At 67.0% G+C, this 18736-nt stretch carries 19 protein-coding genes and 1 pseudogene; 4 read left to right on the top strand and 16 right to left on the bottom strand.

The window, feature by feature from the left end:
- Window positions 1–180: 180 nt before the first annotated feature.
- From M0R89_RS16555 to M0R89_RS16520, 8 genes are all read right to left on the bottom strand, one after another.
- Window positions 181–354, bottom strand: coding sequence for a hydrogenase maturation nickel metallochaperone HypA (locus M0R89_RS16555; RefSeq protein ID WP_248650185.1), 174 nt, complete (start codon window positions 352–354; stop codon window positions 181–183).
- A gap of 83 nt (window positions 355–437) precedes the next feature.
- Window positions 438–1466, bottom strand: a complete 1029-nt coding sequence (locus M0R89_RS16550; protein ID WP_248650184.1) for a phosphate uptake regulator PhoU — start codon at window positions 1464–1466, stop codon at window positions 438–440.
- 57 nt (window positions 1467–1523) lie between these two features.
- Window positions 1524–2612 (bottom strand): ATP-NAD kinase family protein, encoded by a 1089-nt coding sequence (locus M0R89_RS16545; protein ID WP_248650183.1) that lies wholly within the window; start codon window positions 2610–2612, stop codon window positions 1524–1526.
- A gap of 165 nt (window positions 2613–2777) precedes the next feature.
- Complete coding sequence (locus tag M0R89_RS16540; protein WP_248650182.1) at window positions 2778–3512, bottom strand: four-helix bundle copper-binding protein; 735 nt, start codon at window positions 3510–3512, stop codon at window positions 2778–2780.
- Window positions 3513–3912: 400 nt separating this feature from the next.
- On the bottom strand, window positions 3913–4605 hold the full coding sequence (locus tag M0R89_RS16535; RefSeq protein WP_248650181.1) for a competence/damage-inducible protein A: 693 nt from the start codon (window positions 4603–4605) through the stop codon (window positions 3913–3915).
- Between the two features lie 52 nt (window positions 4606–4657).
- Window positions 4658–5428: a DUF5803 family protein gene (locus M0R89_RS16530; RefSeq protein ID WP_248650180.1), complete on the bottom strand. Its 771-nt coding sequence runs from the start codon at window positions 5426–5428 to the stop codon at window positions 4658–4660.
- Between the two features lie 6 nt (window positions 5429–5434).
- On the bottom strand, window positions 5435–6112 hold the full coding sequence (locus M0R89_RS16525) for a DUF2110 family protein (protein ID WP_248650179.1): 678 nt from the start codon (window positions 6110–6112) through the stop codon (window positions 5435–5437).
- A complete protein-coding gene (locus M0R89_RS16520; protein WP_248650178.1) occupies window positions 6113–6649 on the bottom strand; it encodes a transcription factor in 537 nt (178 codons plus the stop codon).
- 211 nt (window positions 6650–6860) lie between these two features.
- Between M0R89_RS16520 and M0R89_RS16515 the strand changes: the two are divergent.
- A pseudogene (locus M0R89_RS16515) lies at window positions 6861–7217 on the top strand (5'-nucleotidase C-terminal domain-containing protein); the annotation flags it as partial.
- Between the two features lie 169 nt (window positions 7218–7386).
- On the opposite strand, the gene M0R89_RS16510 reads toward M0R89_RS16515, so the two are convergent.
- The 7 genes from M0R89_RS16510 to M0R89_RS16480 form a co-directional block, all read right to left on the bottom strand.
- Complete coding sequence (locus tag M0R89_RS16510) at window positions 7387–7932, bottom strand: tRNA (cytidine(56)-2'-O)-methyltransferase (protein ID WP_248650176.1); 546 nt, start codon at window positions 7930–7932, stop codon at window positions 7387–7389.
- Between the two features lie 81 nt (window positions 7933–8013).
- Window positions 8014–8847, bottom strand: coding sequence for an arylamine N-acetyltransferase family protein (locus M0R89_RS16505; protein ID WP_248650175.1), 834 nt, complete (start codon window positions 8845–8847; stop codon window positions 8014–8016).
- Between the two features lie 99 nt (window positions 8848–8946).
- Window positions 8947–9279 carry a BsuPI-related putative proteinase inhibitor gene (locus M0R89_RS16500; protein WP_248650174.1) on the bottom strand — a complete coding sequence of 111 codons (333 nt, stop codon included), beginning with the start codon at window positions 9277–9279 and terminating at the stop codon, window positions 8947–8949.
- A 47-nt stretch (window positions 9280–9326) separates the two neighbouring features.
- A complete protein-coding gene (locus tag M0R89_RS16495) occupies window positions 9327–10463 on the bottom strand; it encodes a S8 family serine peptidase (protein ID WP_248650173.1) in 1137 nt (378 codons plus the stop codon).
- A gap of 353 nt (window positions 10464–10816) precedes the next feature.
- Window positions 10817–11947, bottom strand: a complete 1131-nt coding sequence (locus M0R89_RS16490) for a S8 family peptidase (protein WP_248650172.1) — start codon at window positions 11945–11947, stop codon at window positions 10817–10819.
- Between the two features lie 281 nt (window positions 11948–12228).
- Window positions 12229–13422, bottom strand: coding sequence for a S8 family serine peptidase (locus M0R89_RS16485; protein WP_248650171.1), 1194 nt, complete (start codon window positions 13420–13422; stop codon window positions 12229–12231).
- Window positions 13423–13582: 160 nt separating this feature from the next.
- Window positions 13583–14779 (bottom strand): S8 family peptidase, encoded by a 1197-nt coding sequence (locus M0R89_RS16480; protein WP_248650170.1) that lies wholly within the window; start codon window positions 14777–14779, stop codon window positions 13583–13585.
- 154 nt (window positions 14780–14933) lie between these two features.
- Here M0R89_RS16480 and M0R89_RS16475 point away from each other — a divergent pair, with 154 nt between their 5' ends.
- The 3 genes from M0R89_RS16475 (at window position 14934) to M0R89_RS16465 (ending at window position 17781) form a co-directional block, all read left to right on the top strand.
- Window positions 14934–15746, top strand: coding sequence for a DUF2797 domain-containing protein (locus tag M0R89_RS16475; protein ID WP_368408843.1), 813 nt, complete (start codon window positions 14934–14936; stop codon window positions 15744–15746).
- A gap of 163 nt (window positions 15747–15909) precedes the next feature.
- The gene (locus tag M0R89_RS16470; protein ID WP_248650169.1) at window positions 15910–17091 is read left to right on the top strand and encodes a redox-regulated ATPase YchF; all 1182 of its coding nucleotides are present in this window, start codon (window positions 15910–15912) and stop codon (window positions 17089–17091) included.
- Window positions 17092–17235: 144 nt separating this feature from the next.
- On the top strand, window positions 17236–17781 hold the full coding sequence (locus tag M0R89_RS16465) for a hypothetical protein (protein ID WP_248650168.1): 546 nt from the start codon (window positions 17236–17238) through the stop codon (window positions 17779–17781).
- Window positions 17782–17785: 4 nt separating this feature from the next.
- On the opposite strand, the gene M0R89_RS16460 is transcribed toward M0R89_RS16465, so the two are convergent.
- Window positions 17786–18718, bottom strand: coding sequence for an alpha/beta fold hydrolase (locus M0R89_RS16460; protein WP_248650167.1), 933 nt, complete (start codon window positions 18716–18718; stop codon window positions 17786–17788).
- Between the last annotated feature and the right edge of the window lie 18 nt (window positions 18719–18736).

The following is an 18736-nucleotide window of genomic DNA, read 5'->3' as shown; positions in this document are numbered from 1 at the left end:
ACCCGCCACCGGCCCAGTATAAGAAATATTTTTCGTGCCTTAGAGAACGCTAATATTTCTTTGAACCTGCTAGAAGCGTCTATCAGTGGCTTCGAACTCGACCCCCGACAGGCGCCGTTCCGTCCGGTCGACCGACCCTCGTTCCGGGAGACGACGTTCGAGGCCACTCCTCGATTCTCCTCACTCGTCCGGACGCATGTCGAATCCCCCGACCTCCTTGGTCTCCTCGGACCCGCAGTTGGGACAGTTTTCGAGGGGTTCGTCGAACGTCTCGCCGCAGTTCGTACACTGCAATTCGACGCCCGATTCGGCGTCGGGAATCACCCACTCCTTGATAGTGTCGACGACTCCCATGCGACGCGTTAGCGGTTACGAACGGAAAGCGATTGTTTCCGAACCCGAACGCTCGCGGCGGCGGGTTTCGGAACCGCCGCGCGTCAGTTGATAGTCGTGTGTTCGCTCTCTTCGTTGAGCGCCAGATTCGCCGCGATTTCCGCGTTCCGCATCGCGTACTGGGCGGTCTGCTGGAGGCTGACCAGCACCTCGCGGACCGCCAGCAGCGAGTCGTTGTCCATCTCGGGCAGGTCCGAGAGGATGTCGCTCTCCCGGTCGCCGATCTCGTGGAACAGCGCCCGGACCTCCAGCGTCTTGTCGTAGTCGCGTTCGACGGCGGCCTGCACCGCCTTCGCGGTGATCTCGTCCACTTGGTCCGTGAACTCCCGGATGCGGCGCATCGTCTGGCCGTCCACGTCGAGGGTGTGGCCCTCGGCTTCGAGGGTGATTTCGGCGATGTCCTCGGCGTTGTCCGCGATGAGTTCGAGGTTCTTGGCGATGGACCGGTAGCCGATGAGCGGGAACCCGGTGTCTAAGTCAACCGCGCGGGCCAGCGTCGGGTTCTGGTACGCCGTGAAGATGAGTCGCAGCAGCAGGACGAAAATCTTGTTCGCCTGTCGCTCGCGGTTGAGCGCGCGCTGTGCGAGGTCCGGGTTGCCGTGCGCCAGGGCCTTGACCGCCTCGCCGCGCATCGTGGACCCGGTGTTCTCCAGTCGTTCGAGCAGGTTGTCGAGGCTGAAGTCCTCGGGGTCGACCGAACACCGGATGGCGATGCTGTCGGGCGTCTCCTCGACCACGCCCAGTCCCATCAGTTGCGTCTCGGCCTTGTAGACCGCGTTGATGTGGGCGCTCTCGAGGGTGTCCTCGCTCTCGACGTGGATGACCCGTCGGCCGAGGACGTACTGGGCGACGATGGCGCGTTCGACCGCGTCGGCGTCCAGATTCTCGGCGTGGATGACCGCCTCGGACTCCTCGGTGTGGGCCGACTCCGGCAGGACCGTCAGCGTCCCCTTCCCGCCCATCCGAAGCGAGACCTCGTCACCCTTCTCGACGTTGTTCTCCTTGGCCCACTCCGCCGGCAGGGTCATCGCCAGCGTCGAGGGACCCAGTCGCTGCACCTTGCGCGTTTCCATGTCTGTTCCCTCGACCCCCCATGACCTTAAACTTCACTAGGAGACAATTATTGTGCCTTAAACGACCTTCATCATCCGGCGCTCGAATCTGCCGACCCTGACCTTCCGCCACCCGCGCAGGGAGTCGTCGACCTCGTCGTCGCCGGTGTCGACTCGGAGGACGCCCACGCCGTCTAACTTGTCCTTCGAGGCGACGACTTCGACCTCCGACCGGCGAATCACGTCGGGGGAAATCTGGTCGTTGCCCCGGCCGAAGACGAACCCCTGCCCGCCGATGGGCGAGACCACGACAATGTTCCGGTCGCCGAGGTGCGAGAGAATATCGTCGGCGCTGGCGTCCTCGACCAGCACCTCGCCGTCGCGCCACACGTCCACACCGAGCGGCGACCCCTCGAAGCCGAGTTCCGACTTGACCGCCCCGACCGTACCGCCCGGTCCGAGGACGTAGGTCGCCCCCTCGTCGCTCCGCGCGTCCGCGGCGACGCCCGCCGCGACGCTCTCGACGGTGCCGCCGCCGACCTGCTTGCTCGACTGCAGGTCCTCGGCCACGGGCACCGCGGCGACGCCCTTCAACTCGGCCCGGACCTCGCCCTCACGGTAGGCGTCCTCGTCGATGTCGTTGACCTCCCGGCGCTCGGTCCGGTCGAAGTCGGCCGCGACCCGGCCCGCCGCCTCGGGCGTCACCGCGAACACCGCCGAGTAGACCTTCACGCCCGCCGGCACGCCGAGGATGGGAATCTCGGCGCCCGCCTCGTCCAGCGTCTCGGCCACGTCCACCGCGGTCCCGTCGCCGCCGACGAACAGAATCAGGTCCGCTCCCTCGGCGGCGAACCGCCGGACCGCCTCGCGAGTGTCCTCAGCGGCGGTCTCGTCGCCCGCGGACGACCCGACGACCTTCGGGTCGAACCCGGCCGACCGGGCCTCGCGCTCGCCCATCTCGCCGCCGTAGGTCAGAATCTCGACTTCGGAGTCGTCCGCGCCGCCGGCGCGCTGGGCGAGAGCGCGCAGGGCCGCGACCCCACGCTCGGGTGCCCGCGGTTGCGCGCCGCGCTCGCGGGCCGCCTCGACCTTCCCGTCGGTGCCCTTCAGCCCTACTCGTCCGCCCATCCCCGCGATGGGGTTGACCACGACGCCGATAGTTCGCATAGGCGTCGCTACGCGCGTCGAGCGCAAAAGCGGTCCGATACCCCGGACCCGGTCACCGCGGTGCGAGCGGTCCGTACCGCGAGCCGACGGCTTCGGAGTCGAATCGACGCGAAAAGAAATCGACTACCGAAATGGACTGTCAGCGACCCGTCGGTTGGACGGAGTTCAGTACGACTGGGAACCCGAGAACGACCCCGTCTGTCCGCCTTGCTGGCCCATCTGCCCGCTCTGCTGGCCAATCTGTCCGCCCTGTTGGCCCATCTGTCCGCCCTGTTGGCCCATCTGTCCGCCCTGTTGGCCCATCTGTCCGCCCTGCTGGACCTGCTCTTGGATGCCCATCGTCTGGCTCTGCTGGCCGCCGCTGATGGAGTCGAGCAGTCTGCTCGTCGAGTCCAGCGCCTGCTGGACCGCCTGATACGTCTCCTGTACGTGGGGCGACTGCTGGTGCTGCTGGAGAATCGGGAGTCCCTGCTGGGCGACTCGCAGGAACGCCTCGGCGACCTCCGGCCCGTTGATGGAGTCGCGCGCGATGAGTTTCTCGTTCAGCGACGCGAGGTCCGCGAGGTCCTCGCAGAGTCGGGCGCACTCGGCCATCTGGGGGCCGCTCTCGATACACTTGTCGGCGCACCACTCGGCGATTTCGACCACGCGGTCGAAGGACTCGAGCGCCTGATTCAGTTCGGGGGTCATCTCTGACTCGAACTGGTGGCCGACGTTCTCGTGTGTCGTGCGGTGGCTCTGGCCGGACTGTTGGGTCCCCATCTGGCCCATCTGGCCGCCGGACTGCATACCCATTCCCTGCGACTGCATCGGCTGTTGCTGGCCCGTCTGTTGGCCCATCGAACCGCTGTGCGTCTGCTGACCTGTGCTTCCCGTGGACTGTTGATACTTTTCGGACATAGTTGTTCACTCCCCTGCGTGGGCGCCTCCTAAGCGTCGAGACGCCGCGCCGCAGGCGAACGAGCCTTCGCCGGATTCGCAGATAAACCGGAGCGACCGTTGGCTATCGTTCAATCGGACAACGGTGTGTTTCCCGCCCGTCGAGGTCGAAAAAACGTATTCTTCCGGAGAAAGAAACGCCGGGTTACGCCGACGTTTCGGGACCGTTCGCCGATTCAATCCGGGGTTTCGCCCGACGAAACGGGGAACCGTCGCCGCGCTTAACAAGGGTTAAGGGACCGGCCATGGAACCGACTCGTATGTTCGTACTCGCAGAATCGGCGTCGATTCCGGCCAACGCCGCAGGTATCGTCACTGGCGTCCTCGGACTCCTTATCACGGCCGCGTGGCTGGCGTACTTCTACCGCTGAACGCCCTCGACGCGTTCGCGAAGCCACGCCGCCGCGCGTTCGAGTTCGTCCTCGTCGGTACTCTGCAACTTGACCCGCACGTGGTCGCCGGGGTAACTGCCGACGGTCACGTCGAACCGGTCGCGTAGCTCCGCGAATCGCTCGACGAGCGCGCTCTCTGGTTCGTCGGCCTCCACGACGATCGCGTGTCGCTTCTCCCCGGAGAACTCCCCGGCGACGGACTCGAACATGGCCTTCATCTCCTCGGGCACGCCCGGCAGGACGTAGATGCCCTCGATGACGCACCCGGGCGCGACGCCACGCTCGTTCGGGAGCATGCGAGACCCCTTCGGGAGGTGGGTCGTTCCCTCCACGAGGTCGGCGCGCTCGTAGTCGGTGTGGTCGGTAATCCACGACACGGCGTCGTCGTGCTCTTCGACCGGGACGCCGACCGCGGCCGCGACGCCCTCCATCGTCATGTCGTCGTGGGTCGGCCCGAGACCGCCGGTGACGACGACGGCCTCGTAGTTGGCCCGCAACTCGTTGACGACGCGGGCGATGTCGGCCACTCGGTCGGGGACCACGACCACGCGCTCGACGCTCGCGCCGCGCTCGCCGAGTCGTTCGCCGAGCCACGCGGCGTTGGTGTTCACGGTGTCGCCCGCCAGCAGTTCGTCGCCGACGGTGACGAGGGCAACCTGCATAGCGAGCGGTTGGTGTCGCGCGAGTAAAAACCAGACGCTCCGCGGCGGTCCGTTACCCCATCCCCGGCGGCGGGCCTTGGTCGAACTCGTCGCCGTCGGTGTCGACGTTCAGACCCATCTCCTCGCGCTCGCGTTCGAGTTGTCGAATCTGGAGGCGGAAGTAGGCCAACCCGAGGAGCGCGATGACGACGCCCGCGCCGATGATGCCCCCGAAGATGAGCAGGTCGCGCGCGAGGTAGTACCGGACGGTGACGTTCTTCGCCGTGACCTCGGCCCACGAGAGGTGGACCCGGCCGCCGATCTGATGCTTCTGGTCGGCGTCGGGACGGACCTGACTCAGAATCGGCGTGCCGACTCGCATTCCGCTCGGCAGGATGACCTCGTAGGACCCCTCGACGTACGTCGGCGTGCTGAACGACTTCCCGCGGTGTGGCGCGGTGTAGGCGAGTTTCCCCTCGCGCGAGGGGAGCGTGAACACCGTCCGGGAGTCCTTGCGCTGGACCTGCGACTGGTCTAGCGTGACGACGGTGCCGTTCGGGTAGCGGAACCGAACCGTCTTCACGTCGACCGGGGCCTCCTCGCCGAGCGACTCGCGCTGGAATATCTTGAGTTGCGACCGGTTGGAGAAGTCGTAGATGGCGCGGTACTGTCCGCCGGTGACGTTGAGCGTCACCTCCGCGGTGGTGTTCCAGTCGTAGGTCGCGTTGCTGTCGCCTTCGAGTCGCTTCTCGCTTATCTGGTCGCCGCCGAAGATACCGGTACAGCCGGCGGTTGCGGCCAAGACGGCCAGCGTCGCGCACGCGAGTAGGAGTCGCCGATTCATGCTGAGTTACGGAATCACGCACCGAATCTCCGCGGGCAGGTAGTCGCCGATGGCCGCGAGCAGACCCGGCGGGTCGGTCTCGTCCTTGCAGACGATGCTCTGCTCCAGCAGGCCGAGGCGCTCGACGGTGACGATGTCGCGGGCGTGGCCGGCGCGGTTGACCGTCGCGCGGACCTCTCCGCGAGTCGCGCTGTTGACGTTGACCCGACCGGCCCCGCGCGTCCAGTCGTAGAGTCGGTCGCGCTCGGCGTCGGCGAGGCGGTGGCTCTCGGTGTCGGGGTCGTCGTACACGAACCGGAGCGGCATGTGCTGGACGAGTCCGAAGCGCTCGACGATTTGGACGGGCGTCCCCTGCCCGAGTCCGAGTTCGTCGGCGGGCACGCGAACGTCCTCGCCCGCGTCGAGGACGAAGCCGTCATCGTCCCACGCTTCGAGCGTGCCGACGTACGTCTCGCCCGCCTCGAAGTCCGGCGTGACCTCGCCGTACTCCTCGCGGAGGAGGTTTCGCGCGACGACCTCGTCGTCTCCTTCGATGGTGACGACCGCGAAGTCGTCGCGGCGCACGCCCACGGTGTACTCCACGTCCAAGTCCTCGATTTCGTTGGCGACCAGCGACCGGAGCGCGTCGAGCGAGCGCTCGCGGGCGTCGCCTTCGACGTACACCTTGGTGGCGAGTACGACCATCTATGCCTCGGCCTCTTCGAGTTTCTCGACGTTGAGTTCCTCGCGGAGGTCCGCGATTCGCCGCTCCATCGCGTCGATGAGCCGACTGTTCTCCATGGATTCGAGCGGCGACCCGCACTCGGGACACTCGAAGCCGAAGTCCATCGCCTCGCCGAACTCGAACCGAATCGAACAGACCTCACAGAGGTAGAACTCGTGTTGGCGCTCGTAGTCCTCGCGCTGGTCGAGCGCTTCGAGCAGGCGGTGCATCTCCTCTTCGAGGTTGTCCGGGATGTTCTCGTACTGGAACGTCCAGAGGTACGTCAGCCACCCCGAGTCCTCGTCGCGGAGTCGTCGGTACGTGGCGAGGTCGTTCTCGTAGAGGATGAACAACGCGCGGCGCACGTCGTTGAGTTCGAGGTCCAACTCCTCGGCGAGTTCCTCGTCGGTGACTTCGCCGTCCGGCGGGGCCGCCGCGACCGGCATTCCCTTCGGACCGACCAATTCGTGAAGATATTTCTGAATTACTGGGTCCTCCAGTAAGTCCTCAAAAGCCATTATCGTGTACTGGGGCGTTGGAGCGTTTAAAACCATCGGGAACACGTCATTCCTCGCAGAACTGGCCCCGGTGGGTCGTGACTTGCGACGGGCGATGGCGTCGGTCGGAGACCTGACCGCCACTATCGCTCGGTCACGCGTCCGCTGGCGTCGCTCGGTGCTTCGACCGCCACCCCTGACGGACTGAAAGGGACAAGGCGTCTCGCCGTTCGGCGGGGAACTCCAGACCGCTGTCGTGCCTGGCGCGCGCCTCCGGGAACTGGTCGAGACGGTCTTCACGCCCGACGACGAACACGGCCGGCTCTGGGCGGGCCACTTCGCGGGCGTCGAAGTCGCCTACGACCCGGAGGAGGGCGAGATTCGCGAGGTCCGCCTCGACGGCGAGCCGGTGGCCCCGGACGCGGACTACTCGGTCGCCACGAACGCCTACGCCGTCGAGTACGGCTCCGAGCCAATCTACCCGGACGACGTGGTGGAGTCGTTCGGCGTCCAGTACGAAGCCATCGTAGAATACGCCCGTGAGGCGGGGCTGGACGTGGAGTTGGACGGTCGGCTGCGACGGGTGTAGAGCCCCGAAGAAATTCATAGAATGTTCTCAGAAATATATAGATTTCTTTCAGAATCCTACAGTCGGCTTCACCCATGTTATCGGCGGTATTCGGTGCCACCGCGTCGGTGTACTTCCGGCCGTCGTTCCGACAGCGATTCGAACCCCATCGTCCCCGACGGTCCCCGAGTCACTCCTCGTCGGCGGGAACGACTTTCTTGCCCGTCGCCTTCGGAATCACGGTCTGGTCGGCGTCCTCCCACTCGCGGTCCAACTCCCGGCCCTCGAACAGGCGGTCCAAGAACACCGCCAGTCCGGCCACCTCCGAGTGCGGTTGGTTCGTCACGCCGACGTTCCAGTCGGCGGCCTCGTACACGTCGAACGACACCTTCTGAGACCCGACGACCGCGAGAATCGGGTCGCCGTCCGCGCGACGCTCGCGGATTTCGGCCTCCACGTCCTGCACCCGCTCGCCGTACATCGTGAGGTGGACGACCTGCCCCTCCCAGTCGCGGATGACCGCCTTCGGGCTTTCGGTCAGTTCCACGTCGAACGGTCCGCCGAAGCGGTCGGTGATGTCCTCGACGGTACCCCGTGACTTGCTCGCGTCGCCCGCCAGAATCGCGCGGTCGGCCCCCAGCGCCCGCGCGGTCAGGCCGACGTGGGTCGTCATGCGCTCGTCGCGGCCCGGCCGGTGGCCGAGTCGGAGGACCGCAACTTCGGGTTCGCCTTGCATGTCAGGGCGTCGGTGGTCGGCGGGTTAGGGGGTTTCGGAACGCGGCGGCGAGTCGGCGGTGGCGCAACTGCGTACCGGAGGTCACTCCGACGTGTACCGCAGTCCGAACTCGGATTCGAGCAGGTCGTACCACTCGTCCTCGCCGATTTCGCGTTCGGAGCGCTCGCTCCGGTCCGACCGAGTGAGTTTCTCCGGCGAGAGTTTGAGGTGGCCGCGCTCGGTCGCTATCGAGACGGTCGGGTCGCCCGTGAACGACGACTCGGGCGCGGTGGCGAGGTGGTCGCAGGTCGCCTCGAAGTAACTGAGTTTGCGGGGCGTCGCGTCGAAGACGTACCGGTCGCGCCACTCCTCGTCGCCCGGCGTGCGGTACTGTGTCAGATACGCGGCGTCCGGTCGCTCGCTCTCGACCGCGCGCCACGCGACGCCCGCCGAGTCCTCGCGGACGCTCCCGCCGAGCGGAAGCGGTCGGCGCATCGTCGGCACCCCGCATCCGACGTCCACGACGTAGGTGCGGTCGAGCGACACGAGGTGCGCGTGGTGGTTCGCGGGCGGCCTCGGGTCGCCGTCGTCGCTTAGCATCCGCGCGGCGATTCGGTCCGCGTCGAAGCCGAGTTCGGCGAGCAACCACCCGAACAGGCCGTTCAACTCGAAGCAGAACCCGCCGCGCTCGCGGTCCACGACCTTCTCGTAGAGGTGGGGCAGGGTCAGCGTCACGCCCTCGCCGTCGCGGGGTCCGAAGGGGTCGCCCGTGACCGCGAGCGTCTCGAACGGTACGGTCGCGACGTGGGCCCGCTGAAGCGCCGCCAGCGTCTCGCGGTCCGCGGCGTCGGACGCGCGGACTGCGCCCGGGTCGAGACCGATTCGTTCGAGGTAGTCGTCGGGGTTCGCGGCGGCCGCGGTGTCGGAGTTCGACATGCGTTCTCGGGTCGAACTCCTGCCGCGAGCGACTTCAAGACTCGCTGAAACGGAGTTAGGTAAGAAGTCTGTCAGAAGTCTGGTGGGTTGCGACTCGACTTACACCGAGAAGTCGGTCCGGGCCTCGGCGTCGTCGCCGGTCGCGTTCAGGGTGGCGACGACGGTGTAGTCGCCGGGCGCAGGGTCGTCCCACGCCTCGGCGAACGTCTCGCCGTCGTCGGCGTCGATGCGCTCGGTCTGTATCATCTGGGCGAACATCTGGTCGTCGCTGGCCCGCCAGACCTCTTCGCCGTCCGCCACGACCGCGAAGTCGGCCAGCAGGGAACTTCGGAACTGAACCTCCTCGGGGGCGTCGCCGACGTTCTCGACGGTGTACTCGAAGACCACGCGGTCGGACTCGACCGTCGCGTCGACGGAACTCTGAAGCGCCATACTTTCTACTGGCCGTCGGAGGCCTGAAAACTTTTCGCGGGGACCGCTCAGTCGTCGCCCGAATCGAGTCCGACCGCGGCCGCGGCATCCACCAGTCCGTACCCCTGCTCGTCGCTCGACAGGCCGACGTCCTCGGCGGTGTTCCGGAGTCGGGTGCGAGCGCCGGTGTTGGCGTAGCCCTCGGCCATCACGAGCGCGGCGACGCCCGAGACGTGAGCGGTGGCGTACGACGTGCCCGAGAAGGTGGCGCACCCGCCGTCGCTCCCGCCCGTGGTGACGTCGGACCCCGGCGCGGCGAGTTCGACTTCCGGCCCCCTGCTGGAGAAGGAGGCGAGTTCGTCGTTCGAATTGGTCGCGCTGACCGCGACCACCTCCGAGTAGGCCGCGGGGTAGCCCACGCAACTCGAACACGGACCGCCCCCGCCCGCCGCGCCGACGAGGAGGACGCCGTTGTCGGTCGCGTACTGCACGGCATCCCGGAGGACCGACGACCCGGAACTACCGCCGAGGCTGATGTTGGCGACGTCCCACCCCTGATTCGCGACGTACTCGACGCCCGCCGCGATGTCGGAGTACGACCCCGCGCCGTAGCCGTCCAGCACCTTGACCGCGTGGAGGGTCGCGTCGGGAGCGACACCGGTCGTACACTCGCAGGCCTCGCTCGCGCCGATGACGGCCCCGACCTGCGTGCCGTGACCGTTGTCGTCGTCCCACGGCGCGCAACACCCGCCGGAGCAGTCCACGAACGCCTCGCCCGCGCCGACGTTCGGCAGGCAGGGGTCGTCGCAGGGCAGTCCCGTGTCGATGACGGCCACGTCGGCCCCGTCGCCGGTGTAGCCGCTGGCGTTCGCCACGTCGGCGTCGATTCGGTCGTAACCCCACGTCGTCGAGAGCGCGCGAGCGGTGCCGTCGCGCTCGACGTAGCGCACCCCGGCGCGCTCTGAGAGTGCGGTGGCCGCGCGCTTGGGTAGGTCGAGCGTCGCGGCGTCGAAGGTGAACTCCCGGACCACGTCGTCGGCGGCGTCGAGGGCGGCCGACCGGCCGCGCTCGGACGCGAACCCGACGTTGACCCGGACCGTCTCGCCGGGGTCGGCCCCGGCGAGACCGCCCGCACCGACGGCGAGGAGCGACCCGCCGGTCGTCTTGAGGACGGTGCGTCGCGATATGGACTGTTCGTCGAACATCGTTCGACTATACGTCCTATCGGAACAAAAATTTTCATCTAGAATTAACGAAACAAAATGGCGGGTGATGCGGCACTCGTCTCACTGTCGAACGGAAAGGCAGGCGGACTCGCCGGGGCGCGGCCCTGCCGGGGCCACGCCCGACTGCGAACGGGGTGGAAACGCGGGGGACTCGCGTTTCGTCACCCGCGGATGGCGACGTGTCGCAGGTGGGTGACGACTTGGGTGAGTGACGAGTCGCGGTGGGTGACGAGTCGGGTGAATCGCGGTTGGATGACGAACCGCGTTCGAGCGGGAGTCGCGGGGTTGCTACGACGCCGCAGTTACCGGGCCGGCGTGCCGAGAGCGGCGGCTTACTGAGTCGCCGCTTCCACGTCGAGCAGGCCCGCGCCCGACTCGTTGCTGGCCAGACCGATGTTCTCGGCGGTGTTCAGGAGTCGGTTCTTGGCCTGCGAGTTGGAGTAGCCCTGCGCGCGGAGGATGCCCGCGGCACCGGCGACGTGCGGGGTCGCCATCGAGGTGCCCGAGAGCGTGTTGTAGCCGCCGCCGACGTACGACGAGTAGATGTCGGAACCGGGCGCGGCGATGTCGACTTCGGGACCGGTCGAGGAGAAACTCGACAGGTCGTCGTTCCTGTTGGTCGAACTGACTGCGATGGTCTCGGGGTAGGCGGCGGGGTAGCCCACGCAGTCCGAACACGGACCCGAGTTCCCGGCCGCCGCGACCAGCGTGACGCCGCGACTGTCGGCGTACTGGACCGCGTCGCGGACCGTCGAGGACGCACTTCCGCCCAGCGAGAGCGACCCCACGTCCCAGCCCTGGTCGGCGACGTACTCGATACCGGCCGCGATGTCGGAGTAGGAGCCACCGCCGTTGGAGTTGAGGACCTTCACGGCGTGGAGCGTGACGGCGTCACCGACGCCGACGACGCCCTGATTGTTGTCGACGGCGCCCGCGATACCGGCGCAGTGGGTACCGTGGCCGTTGTCGTCGCCCCAGCCGTAGGTGCACTCCGCGGAGGAGGAGTTACACGCGACGGCGTAGGCACCTGCGCCGAGATTCGCTTCGAGGTCGGGGTGGTTGCCGTCGATACCCGTGTCGATGATGGCCACGTCGGCACCGCTTCCGCCCGAGGCCGCGCGGTCGGCGTCCACGCGATTGACGCCCCACGGCAGGGTCTGGGCGAGCGCCTGCATCGTGCCGTTCTCCTCGACGTACCGAATATCGGGGCTCCTTTCGAGCGACGTCGCGGCCTTCTTCGGGACCTGAACGGTCACGACGTCTAGGGAGTCGAACTTCCGGACCACGTTGTCCGCGGAGGAGAGCGCCATCTGGCGGCCCTTGTCGGAGTCGAACCCGACGTTGACCTCGACCGTGTCGTCGGGTTTGGCCGCCGCGAGGCCCGTCGCGCCCATCGCGGCGAGGGAACCGCCCGCAGTTTTCAGTACGTTACGTCGGGAAACGCCGTTTTCGTTACCAAGCATCGCATTCTAACAATAGAAGACTACTGAAATAAACTTTTATTCTAGTATCTGACAATGAAATAAAATCTGAGCCCGGCTCCGAGGCGATTCGATGCCTGAATGCTCATTTGCGAGTTTTACTCGGTGAGCAAATCGACCGAGCGTCACAGGACGACCGCGGTCGGTCACATCGGTACGCTCACTGCCGCCGAGATGCCGGCGACGCGTCGCTGGCGAGGGTCGAACCGTCGGGCACGACGACGCCGTTCGCGCTCCGAAAAGAAGTCGGGTCGAAGGTCGGCCTACGTGTCGTCCGACGAGTCGTAGCCGAGTGCGGCCGCGGCGTCGAGCAGACCCGACCCCGATTCGTTGCTGGCCAGACCGATGTCCTCGGCCGAGTTCTTCAGCGTCGACCGGATGTCGCTGCCGGTCGTCCCGTTCGAGGCGAGTTGGCCCGCGACGCCGGCGACGTGCGGCGTCGCCATCGAGGTACCGGAGTAGGTGTCGTAGCCGCCGTTCGCGACCGACGAGTAGATGTCGGTGCCGGGCGCGGCTATCTCGACTTCCGGTCCCGTGCTGGAGAAGTCCGAGAGGGAGTCGTCGCTCGCGGTCGAACTCACGGCCATGACCTCGGAGTAGGCGGCGGGGTAGCTCACGCAGTCCGAACACGGACCCGAGTTACCCGCGGCCGCGACGACGAAGACGCCCTGCCCCTGCGCGTACTGGACCGCGTCCTTGAGTGCCGACGACCCCGAACTGCCGCCGAGGCTCATGCTGGCCACGTCCCAGCCTTGGTCGGCGACGTACTCGACGCCCGCCGCGATGTCCGAGTACGTACCGCTCCCGCACTTGTCCAGCACCTTGACCGCGTGGAGCGTCGCGTCGGGCGCGGCACCGACGACGCCCTGCGAGTTGTCGTCGCCCGCCGCGATGCCCGCGCAGTGCGTCCCGTGGTTGTTGTCGTCGGTCCACGAGTAGTTGCACGTGTTGTCCGCGGGTTTCGCGCCGTACCGACAGCCACCGCTCGTGTCGCAGGTGACGAACGCCTTCCCCTTGCCGAGGTGGTCGGTCAGGTCGGGGTGGTCGTCGTCGATGCCCGTGTCGAGGATGGCCACGTCGGCACCGGCACCGAGGTCGCCGTTCGCGTGGACCACGTCGGAGTCGACGCGGTCCTGTCCCCACGGCAGGGTCTGGGCGAGCGCTTCCATCGTGCCGTTCTCCTCGACGTACCGGACGTTCGGGTTCTTCTCCAGCGCCGTCGCGGCCCGCTTGGCCGCGCGGATGGTCACCACGTCGATGGAGTCGAACTTCCGGACGACCTCGTCGGCCGCGGCGAGCGCCTTCTGTCGGCCTTTCCCGGACGCGAACCCGACGTTGATTTCGACCGTATCGTCCGGCTTGGCCGCCGCCAGACCGCCCGCCGCGGCCGTCGCGACGGACGCACCGGCCACTTTCAGAACGTTACGCCTCGACACACCATTGTCGTTATCTCTCATGGCATGGAAATAATGGCACCAACCCTCAATAAATGTTTTTCGTGAAAATATAGAAATAATGTCTGAGTGGGATGTTCTCAAGTGTTATGCGCGGGAGGAAAACGCGACGCTAAGCGACGCCACCCCGGAACTATCGAAAAAGCGGCGGTCGGCGAATCGCTTACGTGCTGTCGCTGGAGTCCAGACCGAGCGCGGCGGCCACGTCGAGCAGACCCGACCCCGATTCGTTGCTGGACAGACCGACGTCCTCGGCGGTGGACTTGAGTTGGCTCCGGGCGTCGCCGTTGGTCGCGCCGTTGGCCATCAGTTGACCGCCAGCGCCCGCGACGTGTGGACACGCCATCGAGGTGCCCGAGAAGGTGGCGTACCCGCTGGGAACCGTCGAGTAGATGTCGGTGCCGGGCGCGGCGATTTCGACCTCCGGACCCTGCGAGGAGAAACTCGACAGGTTGTCGTCCTTGTTGGTCGAACTGACCGCGACGACTTCGGAGTAGGCCGCGGGATAGCCCACGCAGTCGGTACAGGAACCCGAGTTCCCGGCCGCGGCGACGAGCAGGACGCCCTGCCCCTGCGCGTACTGAACCGCGTCCTTGAGCGCCGACGACCCCGAACTGCCGCCGAGGCTCATGCTGGCCACGTCCCAGCCCTGATTCGCGACGTACTCGATTCCCGCCGCGATGTCCGAGAACGAACCGCTCCCCGAGCAGTCCAGAACCTTGACCGCGTGGAGCGTCGCCTCGGTGGAGACGCCGCGGACGCCCTGACTGTTGTTCACCGCGTTGGCGATGCCCGCGCAGTGGGTCCCGTGGTCGTTGTCGTCGGACCACGGTTCGTTACACGAGTTGTCGTTGCCCGAGAACCCGCAGTTTCCGAAGTAGCCGCCGTTCCCACACGAGACGAAGGCCTTGCCGGTCCCGAGGTTGCCCTGCAGGTCGGGGTGGTCGTCGTCGATGCCCGTGTCCACGATGGCGATGTCCGCGCCCGACCCCGTCTCGCCGTTGGCGTGCGCGACCTCCGCGTCCACGCGGTCGACGCCCCACGGCAGGGTCTGGGCGAGCGCCTGCATCGTGCCGTTCTCCTCGACGTACCGGATGTTCGGATTCTTCTCCAGCGCCGTCGCGGCTTGTTTGGGCAGGCGGAGCGTGACCACGTCGATGGAGTCGAACTTCCGTACCGTCTCCTCGGCCTGACTGAGCGCCGCCTGACGACCGCGCTCGGACGCGAACCCGACGTTGACCTCGACCGTGTCGTCTGGCTTGGCCGCCGCCAGACCGCTTCCCACGCCCGCGGTCGCCACGGACGCACCGACGCCTTTCAGAACGTTACGCCTCGACACACCATTATCATTTCGTATCATGACATGTGTAAATAAGACTAAGCCCTAATGAATTTTTCTAAGAAAAATATACTAATTTTATATCTAGAGTGGAGTTGTTGGCGTAGTTGGAAAGGGGAAAACAATTGGGGGAGCAAACCGCACGCCTTTAGGAACCGAACCCGTAGCCGGTCTCGTGCAAATCGTCGGGTACGAGACGGAGCGCGAGGGCGGTGCGAGCGGCGAGGACGGAAGCGACGAGAGCGACGGGAGCGGAAACGACGAGCGTGTACGCGGGGCGCTGGTCGTCGCGGACGACGGAGCGGTGCGTCGCGAGCGACTCGAACCCGGCCGGACGCTCGGCTATTCGCTCGGCGAGCGCCGGTGCGCGGGCGCACTCGACGGCCCGACCCACTACGAGTGCGCAAACGAGGGCGCGCCCTACTGCGACCAGCACACCAGCACGTGGGTCTGCGCACGATGTACCGGCACCTGTCTGAAGGACGAGATGGACTGCTACGACGACCACGCCATCTACCTCGCCGCGTTCGCGCCCGCGACGTTCAAGGTCGGCGTGACCAGAGAGTGGCGACTCCGCACGCGCCTGCGAGAACAGGGCGCGGACCGCGCGGCCCACCTCCGGACGGTCGAGAACGGCCGGGTCGCCCGCGAAATCGAGTCCCAGTTGGCCGAGGAGTTCACCGACCGAGTGCGGGTCCCCGACAAGATTTCGGGGCTCCACCGCGACGTGGACGCCGCGGCGTGGCACGACGCCCTCGCCGAGTTCGACCCCGTCGAGCGGTTCGACTTCGACTACGGCCTCGACCTCTCGACCCGACCCGTCGCGGAGACGCTGGCGACCGGCGAAGTCGTCGGCGTGCAGGGCCGGGTGCTGGTGCTGGCCCGCGGCGGCACGACCTACGCGGTCGATTTGCGGGATTTAGTCGGCTACGAGGTCACCGAGGAGGAGAGTCTGCGACAGCTTCAATCGAGTCTCGGCGCGTTCTGAGTCCGGGGTTCGGCGCGTTCTGAATCGAATTTCGGCGCGTTCCGAGCGTCGTCGCGCGCCCGGGCCGCGAGCGGTCGGCCGCCCGACCCCCGACGACCGACTGCCCGCGCCCGGAACCCGCGGAACCGAAAGGCAGTTCCCCGATACGCCGGTAGCTTCTCGCATGATTTCCATCGCGCTGGCGGGCAAGCCCAACGCGGGCAAGTCCACCTTCTACAAGGCCGCGACGATGGCCGACGTGGACGTGGCCAACTACCCGTTCACGACCATCGACGCCAACCGGGGCGTGAGCCACGTCCGGACCGACTGCCCCTGTCTCGAACGCGACGAGCGCTGCGGCGACGAGAACTGCCACGGCGGCAAGCGCTACGTCCCCATCGAACTGCTCGACGTGGCCGGACTCGTCCCCGGGGCCCACGAGGGCCGGGGCCTCGGCAACCAGTTCCTCGACGAACTCACGAACGCCGACGCGATTATCAACGTCGTGGACGCCTCCGGCGGCACCAACGAGGAGGGCGACCCCGTCGAAATCGGCACGTACGACCCCGTCGAGGAGGTCGATTTCATCGAGGAAGAGATGGACCAGTGGCTCGCCAGCATCGTCGAGCGCAACTGGGAGAGCGTCGAGCGCAAGTCCCGGTCGCCCGACTTCGACATCGACGACGCGCTGGCCGACATGCTGACCGGGTTCGGCGCGAGCGAGGCCGACGTGGCCGCCAGCCTCCGGGACCTCGACTATCCCGAAGACCCGATTCAGTGGACCGACGACCACCGAGTCGCGCTCGCTCGCGACGTGCGCGCCCGAACCAAGCCCATCATCCTCGTGGCGAACAAGGCCGACGTGGCTCCCCCGGAGAACGTCGAGCGACTCAAGGAGACCGGCAAGCCCGTGATTCCGGCGACCGCGGAGGGCGAGTTGGCGCTCCGGCAGGCCGAGCAGGCCGGCGTCGTGGACTACGACCCCGGCGACGAGGACTTCGAGGTGGTCGGCGACCTCAGCGGGGAACAGGAGAGCGGCCTCGAACGGATTCGGGAGGTCATGCGCGATTGGGGCGGGACCGGAGTGCAGGAGTCGCTGAACGCCGCGGTCTACGACCTGCTCGACCAGATTACGGCCTACCCGGTCCAGAACGAGACCAAGTGGACCGACGCGAAGGGCAACGTCCTGCCCGACGCCTTCCTCCTGTCGCGCGGGTCCACGCCCGTGGACCTCGCCTACGCGGTCCACAGCGACATCGGCGACGGCTACCTCCACGCCGTCAACGGGAAGACCAACCGGGAAATCGGCGACGACTACGAGTTGGAGGAAGGCGACGTGGTGAAAATCGTGAGCACCGCGAAGTAGTCGCCCGCGGGTCGGTCTCTCTCCTTCCGACGTCCCTCCTTCCGACGTCTCTCCTTCCAACGACCCTTCCCCGCTGTCTCTTCCTCCGGTCACGCGTCGGAAATCTTACGCGGCGTTTTTCCGCGTCGGCGTCGCACGACGCCTATGACCGCCGTCGATACGGACCTCGCCGACGAACTGTCCCGCCACGACGAGTACTTCACCGCCCGCGAACTCGTGGAGTACCTCGAACGCCACCACCCCGTCGAGGGTCCGGGCGTGCCCCGCGACCTCGTGGAGGCCTACGCCGACGAGTTGGAGTACGACCGCGAGCGGTTCGACACCTCCTTCGAGGACCGCCTCACCGACGCCCGGTCGTGGCAACCCGGGAACCGACTCTACCGCGTCAGCGAGAACGTCAGCATCTACCCGCCCTCGTGGCACGAGCAACTGGCGGACACGACGGACCTCTCGGACTACGTGGACGTGATGCTGGAGAGCGTGCGAGCGCCCGAGGGCGTCGAAGTCGCGCGTGGCGACCTCGGCGTCGCGCAGGACGAACTTCTGACCGCGGTCGAGATAATCGGCGACGTGGACCGCAGTACGTCCAAGAATCTCCTGAAGAACCAGCGTCTGGAGGGGTCGCTCGTCCTCTACGCCTTCCAGAACCCGGAGGAACTGATTCGGCTTCCGAAGGAGGAGTCGGACTGAGCGGTCACTCTCCGAGGAACTCGACCAGCAGGTCGTTGACCCGTTCCGGGCGGTCGTTCTGGACCCAGTGGGTCGCGTCGGGCAGTCGTTCGACGCGGAGGTCCGGCACCCACCGCTCCAGTCCCTCGGTCAGTTCGACGCCGAGCGCGGGGTCTCGCTCGCCCCAGACCAGCAGGGTCGGCGCTCGAACGACGTACTGGCTGGTCTCCCGACCGAGCAGTCGCCGAACCTCGCGGCGCAGGTTCTCGCGGAAGAACGCCCGGTAGTAGTCGAGGGCCGACGTGAGCGCGCCCGGACGACACGCCGCCATCCGGTATCGGCGCAGGTCGGTCTCGCTGAAGGTGTCCGGCCCCGCCGTCTCCCGGAACATCTCCGCGACCCCGGCGCAGTCGCTGGCACCGAGCGTCGTCTCCGGGAGCCACGGGAGTTGGAAGTAGAGGACGTACAGCGACCGACCCCACTGCTCGGGGTTCCGTCGGAGTTCCTGCCGATACCGCTCGGGATGAGGCGCGTTGAGGACCGCCAACCGCTCGACCGCCTCGGGGCGGCGAATCGCGGTCTCCCACGCCACCACGCCGCCCCAGTCGTGGCCGACGAGGTGCGCCGCGTCTCGGTCGAAGTGGTTTATCAGGCCGACCACGTCGCCGACGAGTTCCACCGTCCGGTAGTCGTCGAGGCCGCGGGGTTTCTCCGACAGGTTGTACCCCCGCATGTCGGGCGCGACGACCCGGTAGCCCGCGTCGGCGAGCGCGGGAATCTGCTCGCGCCACGAGTACCAGAACTCGGGGAAGCCGTGGAGCAGGACCACCAGCGGGTCGTCCTCGTCGCCCGCCGCGACGTAGTGGAGACGGACGTCGCCGACGACGGCCTGCTCGTGGCTCCACGGTCGGTCGGCGTCGCCGGGCGCGGTCTCGCGCTCACTTCCCTCGGTCGTCATACCGGACGTGCGAGTGAC

The sequence above is a fragment of the Halorussus limi genome (genome assembly GCF_023238205.1).
GTDB classification, from domain to species: domain Archaea; phylum Halobacteriota; class Halobacteria; order Halobacteriales; family Haladaptataceae; genus Halorussus; species Halorussus limi.
Note: the sequence above shows the minus strand (reverse complement) of the source record. Positions and strands in the feature narration are given on the sequence as shown.